Origin of the sequence: Janthinobacterium sp. NKUCC06_STL (genome assembly GCF_019345455.1) — a bacterium.
In the GTDB taxonomy this organism is placed as follows: domain Bacteria; phylum Pseudomonadota; class Gammaproteobacteria; order Burkholderiales; family Burkholderiaceae_D; genus Janthinobacterium; species Janthinobacterium rivuli.
The window spans coordinates 1,502,999-1,522,746 of record NZ_JAHKQY010000001.1 but is presented as its reverse complement, the minus strand read 5'-3'; the positions used below and the strand labels follow the sequence as shown (position 1 = coordinate 1,522,746).

General features: G+C 61.1%; 18 protein-coding genes. 8 read left to right on the top strand and 10 right to left on the bottom strand.

Annotated features, from left to right (window positions below):
- Positions 1 to 69 precede the first annotated feature (69 nt).
- Both KO539_RS06925 and KO539_RS06920 read left to right on the top strand, forming a co-directional pair.
- On the top strand, positions 70 to 3,033 hold the full coding sequence (locus KO539_RS06925; protein ID WP_099401603.1) for a ribonucleoside-diphosphate reductase subunit alpha: 2,964 nt from the start codon (positions 70 to 72) through the stop codon (positions 3,031 to 3,033).
- 118 nt (positions 3,034 to 3,151) lie between these two features.
- A complete protein-coding gene (locus KO539_RS06920; RefSeq protein WP_034746600.1) occupies positions 3,152 to 4,303 on the top strand; it encodes a ribonucleotide-diphosphate reductase subunit beta in 1,152 nt (383 codons plus the stop codon).
- A gap of 719 nt (positions 4,304 to 5,022) precedes the next feature.
- Here the strand turns inward: KO539_RS06920 and KO539_RS06915 are convergent.
- On the bottom strand, positions 5,023 to 5,571 hold the full coding sequence (locus KO539_RS06915) for a hypothetical protein (RefSeq protein WP_219308031.1): 549 nt from the start codon (positions 5,569 to 5,571) through the stop codon (positions 5,023 to 5,025).
- Positions 5,529 to 6,158, bottom strand: a complete 630-nt coding sequence (locus tag KO539_RS06910) for a hypothetical protein (protein ID WP_219308030.1) — start codon at positions 6,156 to 6,158, stop codon at positions 5,529 to 5,531. The genes KO539_RS06915 and KO539_RS06910 overlap by 43 nt, the downstream gene beginning before the upstream one ends.
- A 253-nt stretch (positions 6,159 to 6,411) precedes the next feature.
- Here KO539_RS06910 and KO539_RS06905 point away from each other — a divergent pair, with 253 nt between their 5' ends.
- Complete coding sequence (locus KO539_RS06905; protein ID WP_225242595.1) at positions 6,412 to 6,945, top strand: YggT family protein; 534 nt, start codon at positions 6,412 to 6,414, stop codon at positions 6,943 to 6,945.
- Positions 6,946 to 6,994: 49 nt separating this feature from the next.
- Here KO539_RS06905 and KO539_RS06900 read toward each other — a convergent pair whose 3' ends face one another.
- The 8 genes from KO539_RS06900 to KO539_RS06865 all read right to left on the bottom strand — a co-directional run bounded on the left by KO539_RS06900 (position 6,995) and on the right by KO539_RS06865 (position 13,968).
- Positions 6,995 to 7,933: a carbohydrate kinase family protein gene (locus KO539_RS06900; RefSeq protein WP_219308028.1), complete on the bottom strand. Its 939-nt coding sequence runs from the start codon at positions 7,931 to 7,933 to the stop codon at positions 6,995 to 6,997.
- Positions 7,934 to 7,944: 11 nt separating this feature from the next.
- Complete coding sequence (locus tag KO539_RS06895; protein WP_219308026.1) at positions 7,945 to 9,201, bottom strand: DUF3426 domain-containing protein; 1,257 nt, start codon at positions 9,199 to 9,201, stop codon at positions 7,945 to 7,947.
- Positions 9,202 to 9,209: 8 nt separating this feature from the next.
- Positions 9,210 to 10,154, bottom strand: a complete 945-nt coding sequence (gene prmA / locus KO539_RS06890) for a 50S ribosomal protein L11 methyltransferase (protein ID WP_035822121.1) — start codon at positions 10,152 to 10,154, stop codon at positions 9,210 to 9,212.
- The gene (gene accC / locus KO539_RS06885) at positions 10,151 to 11,566 is read right to left on the bottom strand and encodes an acetyl-CoA carboxylase biotin carboxylase subunit (protein WP_034746622.1); all 1,416 of its coding nucleotides are present in this window, start codon (positions 11,564 to 11,566) and stop codon (positions 10,151 to 10,153) included. The genes prmA and accC overlap by 4 nt, the downstream gene beginning before the upstream one ends.
- Before the next feature lie 101 nt (positions 11,567 to 11,667).
- A complete protein-coding gene (gene accB / locus KO539_RS06880) occupies positions 11,668 to 12,132 on the bottom strand; it encodes an acetyl-CoA carboxylase biotin carboxyl carrier protein (RefSeq protein WP_035822119.1) in 465 nt (154 codons plus the stop codon).
- 91 nt (positions 12,133 to 12,223) lie between these two features.
- Positions 12,224 to 12,661 carry a type II 3-dehydroquinate dehydratase gene (gene aroQ, locus KO539_RS06875; protein ID WP_034746628.1) on the bottom strand — a complete coding sequence of 146 codons (438 nt, stop codon included), beginning with the start codon at positions 12,659 to 12,661 and terminating at the stop codon, positions 12,224 to 12,226.
- Positions 12,662 to 12,743: 82 nt separating this feature from the next.
- Positions 12,744 to 13,310, bottom strand: coding sequence for a TlpA disulfide reductase family protein (locus KO539_RS06870; RefSeq protein ID WP_219308025.1), 567 nt, complete (start codon positions 13,308 to 13,310; stop codon positions 12,744 to 12,746).
- A gap of 19 nt (positions 13,311 to 13,329) precedes the next feature.
- Entirely contained in the window at positions 13,330 to 13,968 is a 639-nt protein-coding gene (locus tag KO539_RS06865) for a hypothetical protein (RefSeq protein WP_219308024.1), read from the bottom strand.
- A 115-nt stretch (positions 13,969 to 14,083) separates the two neighbouring features.
- On the opposite strand from KO539_RS06865, the gene mpl reads away from it, so the two are divergent.
- The 5 genes from mpl to KO539_RS06840 all read left to right on the top strand — a co-directional run bounded on the left by mpl (position 14,084) and on the right by KO539_RS06840 (position 19,738).
- On the top strand, positions 14,084 to 15,460 hold the full coding sequence (gene mpl / locus KO539_RS06860; protein ID WP_219308023.1) for a UDP-N-acetylmuramate:L-alanyl-gamma-D-glutamyl-meso-diaminopimelate ligase: 1,377 nt from the start codon (positions 14,084 to 14,086) through the stop codon (positions 15,458 to 15,460).
- Complete coding sequence (locus KO539_RS06855) at positions 15,457 to 16,041, top strand: YqiA/YcfP family alpha/beta fold hydrolase (RefSeq protein ID WP_219308022.1); 585 nt, start codon at positions 15,457 to 15,459, stop codon at positions 16,039 to 16,041. Before mpl ends, KO539_RS06855 begins: the two co-directional genes overlap by 4 nt.
- Entirely contained in the window at positions 16,038 to 16,652 is a 615-nt protein-coding gene (locus KO539_RS06850; protein WP_219308021.1) for a chorismate lyase, read from the top strand. Before KO539_RS06855 ends, KO539_RS06850 begins: the two co-directional genes overlap by 4 nt.
- A gap of 2 nt (positions 16,653 to 16,654) precedes the next feature.
- Positions 16,655 to 18,742, top strand: coding sequence for a ribonuclease catalytic domain-containing protein (locus KO539_RS06845; protein WP_176387399.1), 2,088 nt, complete (start codon positions 16,655 to 16,657; stop codon positions 18,740 to 18,742).
- 138 nt (positions 18,743 to 18,880) lie between these two features.
- Positions 18,881 to 19,738, top strand: coding sequence for an energy transducer TonB (locus tag KO539_RS06840; RefSeq protein WP_034746649.1), 858 nt, complete (start codon positions 18,881 to 18,883; stop codon positions 19,736 to 19,738).
- Positions 19,739 to 19,748: the final 10 nt, after the last annotated feature.

Sequence of the window (19,748 nt, the reverse complement as noted above, 5' to 3'; positions counted from 1 at the left end):
GGCGTTCTATTCAACAACACACGCGGCAGCAAAACTGCAGGCTGACTTTAGCTGACAACGGGAGCTTCAATGCAATCACCACAAGATATTTCCATCCATCCAACGCCAGTATCGCCAGCGCCAGGCGCGGCCAACAGCGTGGCGAGCACGGGCGCGGCATTGGGCGACTATCGCATCATCCGCCGCAACGGCGCGGTGGTGGCATTTGAGCCTTCGAAGATCGCCATCGCCATGACCAAGGCGTTTTTGGCCGTTAACGGCGGCCAGGGTGCAGCCTCGGCACGCATCCGCGAACTGGTGGAACAGCTGACCGACGGCGTCGTCGCCGCGCTGGTGCGCCGCCATCCGGGTGGCGGCACCTTCCATATCGAAGACGTGCAAGACCAGGTGGAACTGTCGCTGATGCGTTCGGGCGAGCACGACGTGGCGCGTGCCTACGTGCTGTACCGCGCCAAGCACATGGAAGAGCGCCGCCTGCAGAAGGAAGCGCTGGGCGCTTCCGCGCAAGTGACCGCGCCCCAGCTGAACGTCACCGACAACGGCGTGCGCCGCCTGCTGGACATGCAGGAAGTGCGCGACCTGATCAACGCCGCCTGCGCCGGCCTGGAAAAGCACGTCGATGCCGACGCCATCCTCGCTGAAACCGTGAAAAACCTGTACGACGGCGTACCCGTCGAAGAACTGCACAAGTCGGCCATCCTGGCGGCGCGCGCGCTGATGGAAAAAGACCCGGCCTACAGCCAGGTCACGGCCCGCATCCTGCTGCACACGGTGCGCAAGGAAGTGTTCGGCAAGGAAGTGCCGCAAGCGGCCGCTGCAGCCGAATACCTGACGTATTTCCCGCAATACATCGCCAAGGGTATCGCCGCCGAGCTGCTGAACCCGGTACTTGCCAGTTTCGACCTGGAGCGCCTGGCCAAAGCCATCGTGGCCGACCGCGACTTGCAGTTCGGCTACATCGGCCTGCAAACCCTGTACGACCGCTACTTCCTGCACATCCAGGACGTGCGCATCGAAATGCCGCAGGCGTTCTACATGCGCGTGGCCATGGGCCTGGCGCTGAACGAAGCGGACCGCGAAGCGCGCGCCATCGAGTTCTACAGCCTGCTGTCCTCGTTCGACTTCATGAGCTCGACCCCGACCCTGTTCAACTCGGGCACCCTGCGCTCGCAGCTGTCGTCGTGCTACCTGAGCACCGTTTCGGATGACCTGGAAGGCATCTACGACGCCATCAAGGACAACGCATTGCTGGCCAAGTTCGCCGGCGGCCTGGGCAACGACTGGACGCCAGTGCGCGCCCTGGGCGCCCACATCAAGGGCACCAACGGCAAGTCGCAAGGCGTGGTGCCGTTCCTGAAAGTGGTCAATGACACGGCCGTGGCAGTCAACCAGGGCGGCAAGCGCAAGGGCGCCGTCTGCGCCTACCTGGAAACCTGGCACATGGACATCGAGGAATTCCTCGACCTGCGCAAGAACACGGGCGACGACCGCCGCCGCACGCACGACATGAACACGGCGAACTGGATTCCCGACATGTTCATGAAGCGCGTCATGGAAAAAGGCGACTGGACCCTGTTCTCGCCATCGGACACGCCAGACCTGCACGACAAGGTCGGCAAGGCCTTTGAGCAGGCTTACCTGGGCTACGAAGCCAAGGCCGCCGCCGGCGAAATCCGCGTCTTCAAGAAGATCGCCGCGCTGGACCTGTGGCGCAAGATGCTGTCGATGCTGTTTGAAACGGGCCACCCATGGATCACGTTCAAGGATCCTTGCAACATTCGCAGCCCGCAGTCGCACGTCGGCGTCGTCCACAGCTCGAACCTGTGCACGGAAATCACGCTGAACACGGGACCTGACGAAATTGCCGTCTGCAACCTCGGTTCCGTCAACATGCCGGCGCACATGAAGGAAGGCAAGCTCGATCACGTCAAGCTGGCCAAGACCGTGCGCACCGCCATGCGCATGCTCGACAACGTCATCGACATCAATTACTACGCCGTCGAGAAGGCGCGCAATTCGAACATGCGCCACCGTCCGGTCGGCATGGGCGTGATGGGCTTCCAGGACTGCCTGCACATGATGCGCATCCCGTTCGCCTCGGACGCCGCCGTGTCGTTCGCCGACACCTCGATGGAAGCCGTCTGCTACTACGCCTACCTGGCGTCGACGGAACTGGCCGAAGAGCGTGGCCGCTATGAATCGTATGCCGGTTCGCTGTGGGACCGCGGCATCCTGCCGCAGGACTCGGTCAAACTGCTGGCCGAAGAGCGCGGCGGCTACCTGGAAGTCGATTCCTCGTCGGCCATGGACTGGACGCCGGTGCGCGAACGCATCGCCAAGTTCGGCATGCGCAACTCGAACTGCGTGGCGATCGCCCCGACGGCGACGATTTCGAACATCATCGGCGTATCGGCCTGTATCGAGCCGACGTTCCAGAACCTGTACGTGAAATCGAACCTGTCGGGCGAATTCACCGAGATCAACGGCTATCTGGTGCGCGACCTGAAGGCGCGCGACCTGTGGGATGAAGTCATGATCTCCGACCTGAAGTACTTCGACGGCTCGCTGGTGAAGATCGACCGCATCCCGCAAGACCTGCGCGACATCTACGCCACCGCCTTCGAAGTGTCGCCAAGCTGGCTGGTGGAAGCGGCTTCGCGTCGCCAGAAGTGGATCGACCAGGCCCAGTCGCTGAACATCTACATGGCTGGCGCCTCGGGCAAGAAACTCGACGAGACCTACAAGCTGGCATGGCTGCGTGGCCTGAAAACCACCTACTACCTGCGTACCATCGCCGCTACCCACATGGAGAAATCGACCTCCAAGACGGGCGCCCTGAACGCCGTGGCAGTCGACGGCGGCATGTCGGCCAGCGCCCAAAGTGCACAAACCAGCGCCCAGGCAGCCGTCGTGGCGGCAGCAGCAGTGGCCGTGGCGCCAGTGACGGCAGCGGCAGCGGACGACGCCGATGGCGAAGCCTGCTACCTGCGTCCTGGAGATGACGGTTTCGAAGAATGCGAAGCCTGCCAGTAAGATTTTAGTTGTCAGCCCAGTACTTCTGGGCTGATTCAATGTTGTCAATGTCCGTATTGTCCGATTCAACGGGCCTGTTGCGGATCGCCGGCTCGCCGGCATGGAAAGGAAGAAGAATATGTCGTTGTCATGGGATGATGAAACCACGTCGGCAGCTGTGCCGCGTCCGGCGCAGCAAGCGCCATTGGGAAATACCGAATTGAACCTGCCGGCAGGTGCCGAGCCGTCCGAAGCGAACGCCGAGCAAGTGGCGCGCCGCGTGAATGCCGACGACAAGCGCATCATCAACGGCAAGACGGACGTCAACCAGCTGGTGCCGTTCAAGTACAAATGGGCGTGGGACAAATACCTGGCCGGTTGCGCCAACCACTGGATGCCGCAGGAAGTGAACATGCAGCGCGATATCGAGCTGTGGAAAAACCCGAACGGCCTGACGGACGACGAGCGCCGCCTGGTCAAGCGCAACCTGGGCTTCTTCGTGACGGCCGACTCGCTGGCCGCCAACAACATCGTGCTGGGCACCTACCGCCACATCACGGCGCCGGAATGCCGCCAGTACCTGCTGCGCCAGGCGTTCGAGGAAGCGATCCACACGCACGCCTACCAGTACATCGTCGAGTCGCTGGGCCTGGACGAAGGCGAGATCTTCAACGCCTATAACGAAGTCAAGTCGATCCGCGACAAGGATGAATTCCTGATCCCGTTCATCAACACGCTGACCGACCCGGCGTTCGTCACCGGCACGGTGGAAAACGACCAGAAGCTGTTGAAATCCCTGATCGTATTCGCCTGCCTGATGGAAGGCCTGTTCTTCTACGTCGGCTTCACGCAGATCCTGGCGCTGGGCCGCCAGAACAAGATGATGGGCGCTGCCGAGCAGTACCAGTACATCCTGCGCGACGAATCGATGCACTGCAACTTCGGCATCGACTTGATCAACACGATCAAGATGGAAAACCCGCAGCTGTGGACGGCCGAATTCCGCGAAGAGATTAAAGTGTTGTTCATGCAGGCCGTGGAACTGGAATACGCGTACGCGGAAGACACCATGCCGCGCGGCGTGCTGGGTCTGAATGCGCCGATGTTCAAGGGCTATTTGCGCTTCATCGCCAACCGCCGCGCGCAGCAGATCGGCATCGAGCCGCTGTTCGCCCAGGAAGAAAATCCATTCCCGTGGATGAGCGAAATGATCGACATGAAGAAGGAACGTAACTTCTTCGAGACGCGCGTGACCGAGTACCAAACGGGTGGTGCGCTGAACTGGGAGTAATCCTTTTTCAGTCAACGACAAGAAGCGCCGTCATCGTGACGGCGCTTTTTTTTTGTGTGCATGGCGGCAGAAAAATGCGTGCTTCATCAGGCCATGCGACGACGCTTGCGCCACGATTTTCGGCTGCCGCGAATGACCGTATCACGAACCCAAAAAATCATTTCCGGAGACGCTGGCGGCGGCATTTGCCGCGCGATTGTGCGATAGCACGCGTATCGTGCAAAAAAGCGGGCGAAAACGTGTCGTGCCGGTTGCGCATTGACAAGGTTTTCGTGTACTTTATGAGATTGCAAATGCGAGCGTTAGAATGCGGGGTTTTTTAACCAGCGCGGTAGCGAAAAAACCTCGCAAAACAGGGATACAGATTTACACGGATATGCACAAAACCACACCGTTTTCGTCTGCCGCCGTGCCCGAATTTTTTCAGGCATGGCGGTTTTTTATTTGACGTATCGGTGTTGTGGCGAGCGCGATGCGAGGAGCGAAAAAACGCACGGCATCGAAAACGAATGACCGAATTCAGACTTTGCCACCAGCTGCGAGATAAAGCAGGGTGGCACCGACGATGGCTGAAGTGCTGCAAACGTGAGGAGTTGCAGCAGTTCAGCTGGTGCCGAATTCATTAGCGCAAACGACCGTTTGTGCCGATGAATAATTCGCCTGGCCTATCCCTGTGGTGGGTCGGACGGGTTTAAATCTTGTAGCTTAAATTTCTCATCTCAGATGAAGGAGAGACAAATGGCAACAGCCGCTAAGAAATCAGAAGTAAAGAAACCAGCCGCCAAGGCTGCTCCTGCCGCGAAGAAGCCGGCAGCCGCAGTGAAGACGGTTGCCGCTAAACCAGTCGCTAAACCAGCTGCCAAGGCCGCAGCGAAACCAGCAGCAAAACCAGCCGCCAAAGCCGCAGCCAAGCCTGCGGCAAAAGTGGCTGCCAAGCCAGTAGCGAAAGCCGCAGCGAAACCAGCGGCCAAGGCAGCAGCGAAACCGGCAGCCAAGCCAGCAGCGAAAGCCGCAGCGAAACCTGCCGCCAAGGCAGCAGCCAAGCCTGTCGCGAAAAAAGCCGCAGCCAAACCGGCAGCCAAGCCAGCAGCAAAAGCCGCAGCAAAACCAGCCGCCAAAGCAGCAGCGAAGCCAGCAGCAAAAGCTGCAGCCAAGCCAGCAGTGAAAAAAGCCGCAGCGAAACCTGCAGCCAAGGCAGCAGCGAAACCGGCCGCCAAGGCAGCAGTCAAGCCAGCAGCGAAAAAAGCCGCAGCAAAGCCAGCAGCCAAGCCGGCCGCCAAAGCAGCAGCCAAGCCAGCAGCAAAAGCTGCAGCCAAGCCAGCAGTGAAAAAAGCCGCAGCGAAACCTGCAGCCAAGGCAGCAGCGAAACCGGCCGCCAAAGCAGCTGCCAAGCCAGCAGCGAAAAAAGTCGTCGCCAAGCCAGCAGCAAAAGCTGCAGCGAAGCCAGCCGCCAAGGCAGCAGCGAAGCCAGCCGCAAAAGCGGCAGCCAAGCCAGCCACCAAGGTAGCAGCGAAGCCAGCCGCAAAAGCAGCAGCCAAGCCAGCCGCCAAGGTAGCAGCGAAGCCGGCAGCAAAGGCAGCAGCCAAGCCGGCAGCCAAGGCAGCAGCGAAGCCAGCAGCCAAGCCGGCAGCCAAAGCAGCAGCGAAACCTGCCGCCAAGGTTGCAGCAAAACCTGCAGCCAAGCCAGCGGCCAAGGTAGCAGCGAAGCCAGCAGCAAAAGCTGCAGCCAAGCCAGCCGCCAAGCCAGCAGCGAAAGCAGCAGCGAAACCTGCCGCCAAGCCAGCCGCCAAGCCAGCCGCAGCGCCAGTCGTGGCAGCCGCACCAGCAGCAGCGCCGGCAGCAGCTCCAGCGGCACCAGCCGCCGTGGCAGCCAAGCCAGCCGCCAAGAAGGCCGCGCCTAAAAAGGCCGCACCGAAGAAGGCAGCTCCTGTCGCCAAGCCATCGGCGCCTATCGCACCTGTAGCAAAAACCGTGTTGGCACCGGCTGCAGCCTGGCCATTCCCAACCAGCACCCGCCCATCGTAATTCCTGCGATACGGGTGCCTGGATGAGGCAACACGCCGCTGTGTGACTCAATCACACAGCGGTTTTTTTTTGGAGAATTAGTCGTGCTGATCGTTATCCTTACATTGATCGTTGATACCATCGCCACCTTGCTGGGCGGCGTGTTGCTGCTGCGCTTCTGGATGCAGGCGGTGCGCGTGCGGCCGCCCTCGTCGGTGGCGCAATTCACGTTTCAATTGTCCGACTGGCTGGTGCGCCCCCTGCGCCGCGTAGTGCCGGGCGTGGGCGGGTATGACTGGGCCAGCCTGATCGGCGCCTTCCTGATCGTTCTGCTGGCCAGCTCGGTGCTGTTTATTGCCGGCGCTCCCGTCGAAGTGGTGCTGCTCAAGTCGCTGCAACGCTTCCTGCAATGGATACTGTACGGTTTCATGGCCTTGCTGATCATCGAAGCCATCTTCAGCTGGGTCAACCCGCATGCGCCGCTGGCGCCGTTTGTACGGGCCCTGAACGAGCCGCTGCTGCGTCCGATCCGCAAGGTCGTGCCGCTGGTCGGCAGCCTGGATTTGTCGCTGCTGGTGGCTTTGATCCTGCTGCAGATTGCGCAAGTGCTGGTGGGGATGATTATTGTACTGAGGTAAAGCGAGAAGGTCGGCTTGGCGCTTGGGCGCAAGCCGACCGGGTTACATATTAATAGCGGTAAGCAAACGCCGCTTCGAACTGATCGGCGATGCTTTCAGGCGTAAACACGTGGTTTTGCGCGCCCTGGGTGGCGATCTTGATGGCGCCCAGCAGGCTGGCCAGGCGGCCGCTGGTTTCCCAGCCCAGGTCGTTGGTGATGCCGAACAGCAAGCCGGCACGGTAGGCGTCGCCGCAACCGGTCGGGTCCAGCACTTCTTTGGCGGTCACGACAGGAATGTCGATGCGCTTGCCGTCCGTATAGATTTCCGACCCTTTTTCGCCACGCGTGACGATCAGCGCTTCCAGGCGGCTGGCGATGTCCCGCAGGGTCAATCCCGTGCGTTCCATCAACATTTCCATTTCATAATCGTTGGCCGACACATACGTGGCTTTGTTGATGAAGTCGATCAACTGTTCGCCATTGAAACGTGGCAACTGCTGGCCCGGATCGAACATGAAGGGGATGCCCAGCTCGGCCAGGTCGGCGGCGTGCTTGAGCATGCCCTGGTCGCCGTCCGGCGAAATGATGGCAACCTTGGCCGGGCCGGCATTGGCGATCGGGTTTTCATGCGCAAACGACATGGCGCCCGGGTGGAAGGCATTGATCTGGTTATTGTCCGCGTCGGCCGTGACGAAGCACTGCGCGTTGTAGCTGTCGGCCTTGATCAGGATGTTGGCGGTGGAAATGCCCAGCTTTTGCAGGCGTTCCAGGTAGGCGGCGCTGTCTTGCCCCATGACGCCGACGATGCGCGGGTCGCCGCCCAGCATTTTCAGGCTGTAGGCGATGTTGCCCGAGCAGCCGCCGAACTCCGTGCGCATGGTAGGCACGAGGAAGGAGACGTTCACCTTGTGCAACTGGTCGGCCAGCAGGGATTCGCCGAAGCGGCCAGGGAATTGCATGATGGTGTCGGTGGCAAGCGAGCCGCAGATCAGCGATGTTTTGGTCATGATAGTGTCGGTTAAGGGTAAAAGATGGCGATATGGTAGCCAGACGCCGTGAGCTGGTCTAATGCAAAGTACAGTTTGATGGTTTGTTCCGAGCGCGGCGCAAAGCCCTTGCTCACGTCGACCGTGGCTGGCAGATAGTCGCGCGGCGCGATCACGCGGCGCAAGACGGGCTTGTCGTTGGCGTCGTTGAGGATCAGTTCGATGCTGGGCCAGGCTTGCACGCTGCGGCTCTGGTTGCGCAGCAGCGAGACATAGGAAAAGGTGTGCTCCTTGATGGTCTGCAATTCGCCTTGTTCGATGGCCAGCGCCTCGATCTGCGCCGGCAAGTCGACCTGGCAGCCACTGAGCTTGCACAGCGTGACCAGGGTCGGCTTCCACTGCGGAAATTGCGCCGCCAGCGGGTTGCGGAAGGTGGTCATTACTTGCAGGAACAACAAAAGTAGCAGCACCACGGAGCCGGCGGCCATGGCCACGCGCAGGGCCTTGCCGCTCTGTTCGCGGCGCCGGCCCAGGGTCACAAAGGCCGGCTCGTCGTCGGCTGGCGGCAGGGCGGGTGCTTCCTGCTCTTCGGCGGCATCCGTCGCGATGGGGGCGGCGGGCAGTGGCGTGAAGGAATGGTCGGCCAGCGTCGGTTCCCGGCGTGCGGGCGCGGGCTTGTCCAGGCTGACTTTTTCGGCCGCGGGCAGCGCCGGTGCGGCGCCAGTTTCCAGGTTCGGTTCGCGGCGGCTGTCGCGCAGATACGTGGCGAAGGCGGGCGCGTCATCGACCTGGCGGCGCTTGAAGGGCGCCATCGGCTGGGGCAACGGTGGTTCGGGCAGTGCTTCCGGTGCTTCTACCGGTGTTGCTTCAGGTTCAGGCCTATCGAGCGGTATGTCGAGCGGTGCGGCGGCCGGTACCTCTTCGGGCAGGGCCACGTCGAGGTCCAGTTCGATGTGCTCGCCATCGTCTTCATCGTCCTTGAGCTGCGCCGTTTCCGGCAAGATGCCGAACGGGTCGAACGAGGTGTCGAAGTCGAGGGAATAAATGGGTTCGTCGTCCGTGGCGGATGGCAGGCTGGCGTCAAGCGGGTAATCGGTCGGCAGCGGGGCGGCAGTGCCGGGAGCGGAGGTTAAAAACGGCGATGCCGCGGCTGGATCGACCAGCGCGGCATTGCCGTCAAACACTTCTCTGCACGTGCCACAGCGCACGATGCCCCCACGTAACTTCAACTGGTCAGCAGCGACCCGAAATATCGTGTTGCAATGTGGGCATTTGGTGGCGAGGGCCATTGCTGTGCTTATGCACCTTCCGCGCGGGGCGCAGGCGCTTGCGTGCTGCCCAGGCGGCCATGCAGGGCCACCCAGCCGTCTTGCTCGGCCCACACGCCCAGTTGGATGAACGGTGCGTAGGCAGCGGCCACTTCTTCCGCCTGGCGTGCCAGCACGCCGGACAGGATCAGCGCGCCGCCGTCGGCGACACGGCCCGACAGCATCGGCGCCATCAGCTTCAATGGGCTCGACAGGATATTGGCGACGACGATGTCAAACTTGGCCGTGGCGTGTGCCGAGGTGGCAAACGTGTCTGGCAAGAAATATTCGATGTCGCACTGGTTGCGTTCGGCATTGTCGCGCGCCGATTCGATCGCTTGCGGGTCGATGTCGACGCCGGCCACCGTTTGCGCACCGAGTTTCTTGGCCACCATGGCCAGGATGCCGGAACCGCAACCGTAGTCGAGCACGGTCTTGCCTGGAGCGGGGTTCGCTTCCAGCCATTCCATGCACAGACGCGTGGTCGGATGGCTGCCCGTGCCGAAGGCCAGGCCAGGGTCCAGTTCCAGGATCAGGCCGTCAGGATCCGGTGCCTCGTGCCAGCTGGGCACGACCCAGATATTCTTGCCGATGTGAATCGGGGCGAATTGCGATTGGGTCAGGCGCACCCAGTCCTGCTCTTCCACGGGGCGCATGGTGAAGGCGGGCACTTCCGCCATGCCGACCGCCTGGGCGGCGGCGGCCACGATGGCGGCCTGGTCGGCGTCGACGTCGGTCAGCGCCACCACGCGGCTGCGTTCCCACGCCGCTTCCTTTGGTTCCATGCCGGGTTCGCCAAACAGAGGCTGCTCGGCATCCGTGCCTTCATCGGCGTCTTCCACCGACACCGACAGGGCGCCCGCTTCCATCAACGCGTCGGACATGGCCTCGGCGTTGTCACGGGCGATTTCGATGACGATTTCCGTCCAGCTCATGCGCCCGCCTTGATTTCGGATTTCTTGGCGATGCTGGGGCTGCCGCCATTCAGGTTCTTGCCCAGGTCCGGCATGTCGGCCAGTTTCTGTTCCAGATAGTGAATGTTGGTGCCGCCTTCGATGAAGCGCGCGTCGATCATCAGTTCGCGGTGCAGGGCGATATTCGTGTTGATGCCTTCGACCACCATTTCGGACAGGGCGATCTGCATGCGGCGGATCGCTTGCTCGCGCGTGGCGCCGTAAGCGATCACTTTGCCGATCATCGAGTCGTAGTGCGGCGGCACGTAGTAGCCGGCGTAGGCGTGCGAATCGACGCGGATGCCAGGGCCGCCCGGTGCATGCCACGAAACGATCTTGCCTGGCGATGGCGTGAACTTGAACGGATCTTCGGCGTTGATGCGGCACTCGATGGCGTGGCCCGACAGCAAGACGTCGCGCTGGCGGAAACGCAGTTTTTCGCCGGCGGCGATGCGGATCTGCTCTTGCACGATGTCGATGCCGGTGATCATCTCGGTGACGGGATGTTCCACTTGCACGCGGGTATTCATTTCAATGAAATAGAACTCACCGTTTTCGTACAGGAATTCAAACGTGCCGGCGCCGCGATAGCCGATCTTGCGGCAAGCTTCGGCGCAACGGTCGCCAATTTTCTCGATCAGTTTGCGCGGGATGCCCGGCGCTGGTGCTTCTTCGATCACTTTCTGGTGGCGGCGCTGCATGGAGCAGTCGCGCTCGCCAAGCCAGACGGCGTTCTTGTGTTCGTCGGCGAGGATCTGGATTTCCACGTGGCGCGGATTTTCCAGGTACTTCTCCATATACACTTCAGGGTTGCCGAAAGCCGTGCCGGCTTCCGTCTTGGTCATCGCCACGGCGTTGATCAGGGCCGCTTCCGTGTGCACCACGCGCATGCCGCGTCCGCCACCGCCACCGGCGGCCTTGATGATGACCGGGTAGCCGATCTTGCGGGCAATTTGCACGATCGCTTTCGGATCGTCGGGCAACGCGCCTTCCGAGCCAGGTACGCACGGTACGCCAGCCTTGATCATGGTTTGCTTGGCCGATACTTTATCGCCCATCAAACGGATCGATTCGGAGCGGGGGCCGATGAAGACGAAGCCCGATTTCTCGACGCGTTCGGCGAAGTCGGCATTTTCCGACAGGAAGCCATAGCCTGGGTGAATCGCTTGCGCATCCGTCACTTCAGCGGCGCTGATGATGGCGGGCATGTTCAGGTAGCTCAGGGACGACTGTGCCGGGCCGATACAAACGGATTCGTCGGCCAGCTTGACGTATTTCGCGTCCTTGTCGGCTTCGGAGTGGACTACAACCGTTTTAATGCCCATTTCGCGGCAGGCGCGCTGAATACGGAGGGCAATTTCACCACGGTTGGCAATCAGGATTTTTTCAAACATGGTAGGTTCGCGTATGTCTGTGAGAGCCGGCGAGCCGGCGAAACAACAAGTGTGAGGGGCTAAAACTGCAAACGGCCGTTGCCGGCCGTGTGGACTGGGTTTTAGCCGATCACAAACAAGGGTTGACCGAATTCGACCGGTTGGCCGTTTTCGACCAGAATCTGGGTCACGACACCGGCTTTATCGGAGTCGATTTCATTCAGGAGCTTCATCGCTTCGATGATGCACAGGGTATCACCTTCCTTGACAGTCGAGCCCACTTCAACATAGGCGGCGGTGCCAGGAGCGGAGGAGCGGTAGAAGGTACCGACCATCGGCGACTTGACCACATAGCCCGTTGGCTCGGCGGCGACCACGACGGCGGCTGCCGCAGCGGGGGCGGCGGCTGGCGCGGCTGGCTGGTACTGGGCTTGCATGCCTTGCGGCTGCATCATGACCATCTGGTTTTGCGGCATGGCCGACGATTTGACGATGCGAACCTTGCTTTCGCCTTCGGTAACTTCCAGCTCTGCGATATCCGATTCGGCGACCAGGTCGATCAAGGTCTTGAGTTTTCGTAGATCCATGTAAAACCCCTAGGAATGTAGTTTGTTTTATGAGTGATGCGGTGATGTCCAAGAACCTATCGCCGCGCTAAATGCGTGCAGATCGCGTAGATTAACGTTTTTTAAGCGCAAAGTCGATGGCAAACCGATATCCATCGATACCCAGGCCGCAGATCGTCCCCTGCGCGATCGCGCTGAGAAATGAGTGATGTCGAAACGTTTCGCGTTGATAAATATTCGAGATATGGACTTCCACGAACGGGATGGCGACCCCGGCCAGCGCATCGCGCAAGGCAACGCTGGTATGGGTCAGGCCGCCCGGATTGATGACAATGGCATCGATCCCTTCCGCTCGCGCGGCATGGATGCGGTCGATCAGCGCGCCTTCATGGTTGCTTTGAAAGCAAACCAGGTCGGCACCGGCCGCCATGGCTTGCGCCATTGCTGCCTGCTCGATATCGGCCAAGGTGCTGGCGCCGTAGACCTCAGGCTCGCGCGTTCCCAGCAAATTCAGGTTGGGACCGTTGAGCAGAAGGAGGTTTTTTGCCATGTATGGAAGACCGTTTTAGCGAAAGTTCCGCATTTTGCCGCCAAAGATACGCATTGGCAAGAGAAAAAAGCACGCTCCGAATTTACAATTTATCCAGATCGGCGCGTAACTGATCAAATTTCAAGCGGCCCAGATAGGTCTTTTTGACTTCGCCATCGGCGCCGATCAGCACCGTAAAGGGCAAACCGCCCGTGGCATTGCCAAAATGACGCGACAGGTCGGTACCGCTCATGCCGGACACATACACGGGATAGGCGATCTTGACCTTGCTGGCAAAAGTGGCAATATTGCTGGCCGAATCGATGCCGATACCGATCACCTGCAGGTTTTTCCCCGCATAGTGGCCTTGCACTTCGGATAACTCCGGCATTTCTTCAACGCACGGCGGGCACCACGGCGCCCAGAAATTCACCAGCAAATTCTTGCCTTTCCATTGCGACAAGGCTTGCGTGGCACCGGCCGCGTCCGGCAGGGACAGCGCATACAGTTCGTTGACGGGACCCGTCGCGCCTGGCGCGATGGCGGTCGTCTGCGGTCCCGCTTCTTTTGCCGCTTCTTTCGCTTTTTCCTTGCTCAAGCCGACGTAAGCGCCCATGCCGCCAAACATCAGCGCCACGATGGCGCAGGCGATCCAATTCTTTTTTGTCATAACTTTATCTATATCAATGTTAGTCGGCAGCCGGCACGCCATCGGCGAGGCTGGCGGCCAGCAGGCTGCGCAGCCCGGCGATGTCGGTGCGCAGCACCTTGCCGTCCGCCTTGGCTTTCAACGCGCCGCGCATATCGTCAAGCTCATACATGGCCGCGTGCACGCCTTCGTTTTTCCACAAGAAACTGGCTGTCTCGACCGCATCATAACGCGCTCCCTTGAAATGCGGGCTTTCCGACATATCGAGCACGATATTTTTATTCAGCAGGAAGATGTGGATTTCCTTGGCGCTCTCGGCAAACAGCTGCAGATAGATCTCGTCATGGGGGCCGGCAGTGCCATTGAGCACGGGGCCGCTGAGCAGGGGATGAAATTGTTGCAACGCTTCCATCACCTGCAGCGCGATCGTGCGCAGCTGAAACAATCGCGCCGGCTGGCTGTCGGCCAGGAACAGGGCATTGTATTGCCGCACCTGCTCTTCGATCATGTCGTTGTCGGGAAGTATATTGGGCCGGTTCGGCGCGTCGCCGAGGACTTGCCGCGCCGCCTTGCGCTTGGTGCTGCCATAGTCGGCGCCATCCTGCGCCACGAGGCGCGCGGCAGCGGCGGCGATTTCCAGGCGCAACTGCGCGCTATCGTCAAATGCATCGTTCGTCATGAGCGAGATGATACTCCGAAGCGGAAAAAGTCATGGCGTCAGGTAAAATCCTGCACTTGCTGTTTTTTATCTCACCGTCTTACTTACTTAAGCGTGCGCCTTTCGCACTGATCACATGCATATTCATATTCTCGGCATTTGCGGTACCTTCATGGGCGGCCTGGCTGTCCTGGCCAAGGAAGCCGGCCATAAAGTCACCGGTTGCGATGCCAACGTGTATCCGCCGATGAGCACCCAGCTGGAATCGCAGGGAATCGAACTGATCCAGGGTTTCGATCCGGAACAGACCAAGCTGAACCCGGATTTGTATGTGATTGGCAATGTGGTCTCGCGCGGCAACCCGCTGGTGGAAGAGATCCTCAACCGCAGCTTGCCATACGTGTCCGGCCCGCAATGGATCGGCGAACACATCTTGCGCAATCGGTGGGTACTGGCCGTGGCCGGCACACATGGCAAGACGACAACATCAGCCATGCTGGCCTGGATACTCGAAGACGCGGGCTATGCGCCGGGCTTCCTGATCGGTGGCGTGCCGATGAACTTTGGCATTTCCGCCCGCCTCAGCGGCAAGATTGACGGCAAGAGCGCCGAGTCGGACTTCTTCGTCATCGAAGCCGATGAGTACGACACGGCCTTCTTCGACAAGCGCAGCAAGTTCGTGCATTACCACGCGAAGACGGCCATCATGAACAACCTGGAATATGATCACGCCGACATCTTCCCCGATCTGCACGCGATCGAGACGCAATTCCACCATCTGGTGCGCACGGTGCCCGGCATCGGCCGTCTCGTCTTCAACGGCGACGAAGCGTCGCTGCAGCGCGTGCTGGCGCGCGGTTGCTGGAGTGAAAAGGAAAGTTTTGGTCAAGATGCTAACTGGCAACTGCAAGAGCAGGCCGATGGCAGCTTCGACGTGTTCTTCAATGGCAAGCAGGAAGGCCATGTGGCGTGGGCCCTGACGGGCAAGCACAACCGCAGCAATGCGCTGGCGGCCATCGCCGCCGCGCGCCACGTAGGCGTGCCGATTGCCCAGGCGTGCGCTTCGCTGGCCAGCTTCGAGAGCGTCAAGCGCCGCATGGAAGTGCGCGGCGTGGTCAACGGCATCACCGTGTACGACGATTTCGCGCATCACCCGACGGCCATAGCCACCACCGTGGGCGGCCTGCGCCAGAAGATAGGCGGCAGTGCCCGCATCCTGGCCGTGCTGGAACCGCGTTCGAACACCATGAAGCTGGGCGCCATGAAAGATGCGCTGCCAGGCAGCCTCAAGGATGCCGATCTGGTCTTCGGTTTCGGCAGCCATGCCGCGCTGGGCTGGAGCCTGGGCGACGCGCTGGCGCCGCTGGGCAAGATTGCCAGCGCCTACGAAGACATCGATACCCTGGTGGCGGCCGTGGCGGCCAGCGCCCGTCCCGGCGACCAGATCGTGGTGATGAGCAACGGCGGCTTTGGCGGCGTGCACCAGAAGTTGCTGGAGGCCCTGGGCCGATGATTCTGTACCTGCATGGATTTCGCTCGTCGCCCCTGTCGATGAAGTCGCGCCTGCTGGCCGCGCAGATGCAGGCGCTGGGCCGCGAAGCACAGTGGCTGTGCCCGCAATTGCCGGCTTCGCCCAAGCTGGCCATAGCACTGGCCTTGTCGCTGGTCAAGGACGTGGCGCCGGCCGAGCTGACGATAATCGGCTCCTCGCTTGGCGGCTATTACGCCACCTGGCTGGCCGAGCAACTCGGTTGCCGCGCCGTATTGCTCAACCCCGCCATCGTCCCCTTGATCGACCTGGAACAGCATGTGGGCGTGACGACGGAGTTCCATTCGGACAAGCCATTCGAGTTCAAGCGCGAGTACATCGATGAGCTGCGCGCGTTTGCCGTAGAGACAATTACTGAGCCGCAACGCTATTTCCTGATTGCCGCCACGGGCGATGAAGTGCTCGACTACCGCGACATGGTGGCGCATTATCAGGGGGCGCGGCAGTTGCTCATCGATGGCAGCGACCATGGCATCAGCGAATTTGCCGATTATCTGGCGCCCGTGCTGGCCTTTTGCGGCATCGATGCGGACGCCGTCAAGTGAGGCCGGGTTCGCTGCGGCAGGCGCAATGGCATGCGCACGTGAATGCCGTCAATGCGCCGGCGGCCTTGCGCCATTGGCTCACGGGCGGCGGTTCGCTGACGGCCAAGCTGAAAGCGCATAGCAGCGCGTTTCGCGTGCAATGTTTGCATCAGGAAACGGCACGTTGCTTGAGCGACGAGGCTGCCATCATTGGTTTGCACCGCGCGGGCCGGGTATGGGAACGCGAAGTGCTGTTGCGTTGTGATGACAAGCCGGCCGTGTTTGGCCATACCGTCGTGCCCATGCAGGCGACGGCCACGGACTGGCCCTTGTTTTCCGCGCTGGGCGAGCGTTCGCTGGGCACAACCCTGTTTGGCGACCGCATGGTACGCCGCGGCGCACTGGAGTTTGCCCGCTTGCGCGCCGGGCATCCGCTGGTGCAGCGGGCGCAGGCGGCGCTGGCATTCGAGGGGCGGCGCGCCGACGGGCAGGCGCTGTTTTTTGCCCGCCGCTGCCTGTATCAGCGTCACCAGGGCTTGCTGCTGGTAACCGAAGTATTTTTGCCGGCGGTGCTGGAGTTGACGTCCGTCACTCGCACCGTTGCAACCGACACATTAATAAACAAAGCATAACAATGAATCTATTTTTTGAAGAATCCGGCGATTTCAAGGTCGGCACGGTCCTGTCGCAAGCGGGTGAAGCCTACCAGGTCGAAATGGCCAGCGGCAAGCGCACCAAGGTCAAGGTCAAGGATGTGCTGCTGCAGTACGAAAAGCCGGCCCCGGCCGAGTTGCTCGAGCAAGCCAAGGCTGTTGCCGCCGAGATCGACCTTGATTTCCTGTGGGAAGTGGCTGGCGAAGACGAGTTCGGCTTTGCCGAGCTGGGCGCCGAGTATTTCGGCCATGCACCGTTGCCGCCGGAAGCGGCCGGCCTGATCCTGGCCCTGCATTCGGCGCCCGTGTATTTCTACAAGAAAGGCCGTGGCCGCTACAAGGCGGCGCCGGAAGCATCGCTGAAGGCGGCTCTGGCTGGCATCGAAAAGAAAAAGCAGCAGGCGCTGGTGCAGGCAGGCTATGTGGAAGAGCTGAAGCAGAACCGCTTGCCCGCCTCGATGCAGCCCATGGTGCTGCAACTGCTGTTCAAGCCGGACAAGAACACGATTGAATACAAGGCACTGGAAGCGGCGTGCACGGAATTGCACACGACGCCGCCGCGCCTGATGCTGGCCGTCGGCGGTATTGCTTCGCCGAAAGACTTGCACCTGTCGAAATTCCTGTTTGAAAACTTCCCGAAAGGCGCCGGTTTCCCGAACGTGCCCGTGCCGTCCGTGACGGCCAAGCTGCCGCTGGCCGATGTGGCCGCCTTCTCGATCGACGACGTGACCACGACCGAGATCGACGATGCCTTCTCCGTGCAACCCTTGCCCGATGGCACCGTGAAAGTGGGCATCCACATCGCCGCGCCGGGCCTGGGCATCCGCCCGGAAGACGTGATCGACAAGATGGCGCGCCAGCGCATGTCGACCGTCTACATGCCGGGCGACAAGATCACCATGCTGCCGGACGAAATCGTCAACGCGTTTACCCTGGCGGAAGGCACGACGTGCCCGGCTCTGTCGCTGTACGCGACGCTGGACCCGAAAGCCGACTGGGCCGTGGTCAGCACGCAGACGCGCGCCGAGCTGGTGCCGATTGCCAGCAATTTGCGCCATAACCAGCTCGACGACCTGGTCAACGAGGAAACCCTGGCCAGCGGTGAGGGCGAGTATCCGCACAAGGCCGATTTTGCCGTGCTGTGGCAATGGGCGCAGCAGCTGGAACAGGGCCGCATGAAGAAGCGCGAAGCGTTTGGCCTGAAGCCGGAACAGAATAACCGTGTCGATTTCAATTTCTATGTGGAAAACGACATCGTCACCGTGGCGCGCCGCAAGCGTGGCGCGCCGCTCGACAAGATCGTCGCCGAACTGATGATTTTTGCCAACAGCACCTGGGGCAAGATGCTGCACGACCATGGCGTGCCAGGCATCTACCGCAGCCAGGGCGGCGGCAGCGGCAATAGCTGGGCGGCAAAGATGCAGGTGCGCATGGTTACCCATGCGGCGCCGCACCAGGGCCTGGGCGTGGATCAATACGCGTGGAGCACCTCGCCCTTGCGCCGCTACACGGACCTGGTGAACCAGTGGCAAATCATCGCTTGCGCCGAGCATGGCGTGACGGCGCCGCTGGTGGCCCCGTTCAAGCCGCGCGACGCGAATCTGTTCGCCATCGTGTCGGCGTTTGACGCCGCGTATGCCGCGTATGGCGATTTCCAGTCGAACATGGAACGTTACTGGTGCCTGCGCTGGCTGCACCAGGAAAACGCGCGCCAGGTCGACGCCGTCGTGTTGAAAGACGAGATTTTGCGCCTGGTCGACATTCCGCTGGTCATCAAGCTGCCGGGCATGCCATCGGTGGCGCGCGGTGCCCAGGTGAAACTGGACTTGCTGCGCTGGGATGAAGTCGACCTGAGCATCGAAGCGCGCCTGCTGGAAATTGCCGCCGTGCCCGATGCGGCGGCCGACGCCGAGCTGGACTATGAGGAAGAGTCTGGCGACGAAGGCGCCGACGAGGGCGACGTGGCAGCGGAAGCCGCGCCGGAAGCGGCCAACCAGGTCGGCGACGCCGAGGCGGAAGTGGCGGAACTGGCCAGCGAAGACGTGGTCAGCGAGCCCGAGGTCAAGTAAGGCATTCCTCACGCCATCAAGGCGGTGCTGAAAACTGTTGCCGGCACCGCCCTTTGACGTAGAATTCAGCCATCTTGTATGGTGTGCTTGTTGCGAACTGGGTTGCGCGTGAAGTCTTTCCGAGAGAATCGTTTCCTGATGATAGCCGTGGCGGTATCGCTGCTGGCGCACGGCGCCTTGCTGGCGATGCATTTTGTCGCCCCGGCGCCGCAGCGGGCCGTGGCCACCGACCCCGGCCTGGAAGTGATCCTGGTCAACGCCAAGCATGCGAACAAGCCGCTGAAGGCCGATGCCCTGGCGCAAGCCAACCTCGATGGCGGTGGACAGGCCGACAAGGGCCGCGCCAAGTCGCCCTTGCCCGACATGCGCAAGGTGGAGGAGGGCGACAGCGTCAAGGCCAGCGCCAGGCGTATTGCCGAGCTGGAGCAGAAGCAGCAGGAACTGCTGACGCAGGCGGCCAGGCCGACGCCTTACAGCGCCGCGCCCGTCACTGAAAAAGACAAGCCCAATCCCCTGGCCACTGGCTCGGACTTGATGGAAAGCAGCAAGGCCATCGCCCGCATGGCGGCCGAGATCAGCCAGACCGTGGAAGACCAGAATAAACGTCCGCGCAAGACGTTCATTACGCCCAGCACGCAGGAGGTCGGCTATGCCATGTATTACAAGACTCTGCAAAAGCGTATCGAGGAAATCGGTACCCTGAATTTCCCGCAAAAGAATGGCCGCAAGATGTATGGCGAACTGGTCGTCTACATCCCCATCTTCCAGGACGGCACGATTTACCAGAAAGAGGGCGGCGCCCGCGTGGAAAAAAGCTCGGGCAACCCGGCACTCGATGCGGCGGCTCTGGCCATCGTGCGCCGCGCGGCGCCGTTTGGCCGTTTCCCACCGAACATGTTGTCGAGTGACAAGGATGACCTGTGGGTCGTCATCACCCGCTTCAAATTTACGCGCGAAGAAAAAATGGAAGCTAACCTGACTGGCGGCAGCAATTGAACAAGCAAGC

Coding starts and splice junctions, on each gene's coding strand:
- KO539_RS06925 (WP_099401603.1), top strand. CDS start 70: ATGCAATCACCACAAGATATTTCCATCCATCCAACGCCAGTATCGCCA.
- KO539_RS06920 (WP_034746600.1), top strand. CDS start 3,152: ATGTCGTTGTCATGGGATGATGAAACCACGTCGGCAGCTGTGCCGCGT.
- KO539_RS06900 (WP_219308028.1), bottom strand. CDS start 7,933: ATGACCAAAACATCGCTGATCTGCGGCTCGCTTGCCACCGACACCATC.
- KO539_RS06895 (WP_219308026.1), bottom strand. CDS start 9,201: ATGGCCCTCGCCACCAAATGCCCACATTGCAACACGATATTTCGGGTC.
- prmA (WP_035822121.1), bottom strand. CDS start 10,154: ATGAGCTGGACGGAAATCGTCATCGAAATCGCCCGTGACAACGCCGAG.
- accC (WP_034746622.1), bottom strand. CDS start 11,566: ATGTTTGAAAAAATCCTGATTGCCAACCGTGGTGAAATTGCCCTCCGT.
- accB (WP_035822119.1), bottom strand. CDS start 12,132: ATGGATCTACGAAAACTCAAGACCTTGATCGACCTGGTCGCCGAATCG.
- aroQ (WP_034746628.1), bottom strand. CDS start 12,661: ATGGCAAAAAACCTCCTTCTGCTCAACGGTCCCAACCTGAATTTGCTG.
- KO539_RS06870 (WP_219308025.1), bottom strand. CDS start 13,310: ATGACAAAAAAGAATTGGATCGCCTGCGCCATCGTGGCGCTGATGTTT.
- KO539_RS06865 (WP_219308024.1), bottom strand. CDS start 13,968: ATGACGAACGATGCATTTGACGATAGCGCGCAGTTGCGCCTGGAAATC.
- mpl (WP_219308023.1), top strand. CDS start 14,084: ATGCATATTCATATTCTCGGCATTTGCGGTACCTTCATGGGCGGCCTG.
- KO539_RS06855 (WP_219308022.1), top strand. CDS start 15,457: ATGATTCTGTACCTGCATGGATTTCGCTCGTCGCCCCTGTCGATGAAG.
- KO539_RS06845 (WP_176387399.1), top strand. CDS start 16,655: ATGAATCTATTTTTTGAAGAATCCGGCGATTTCAAGGTCGGCACGGTC.
- KO539_RS06840 (WP_034746649.1), top strand. CDS start 18,881: ATGATAGCCGTGGCGGTATCGCTGCTGGCGCACGGCGCCTTGCTGGCG.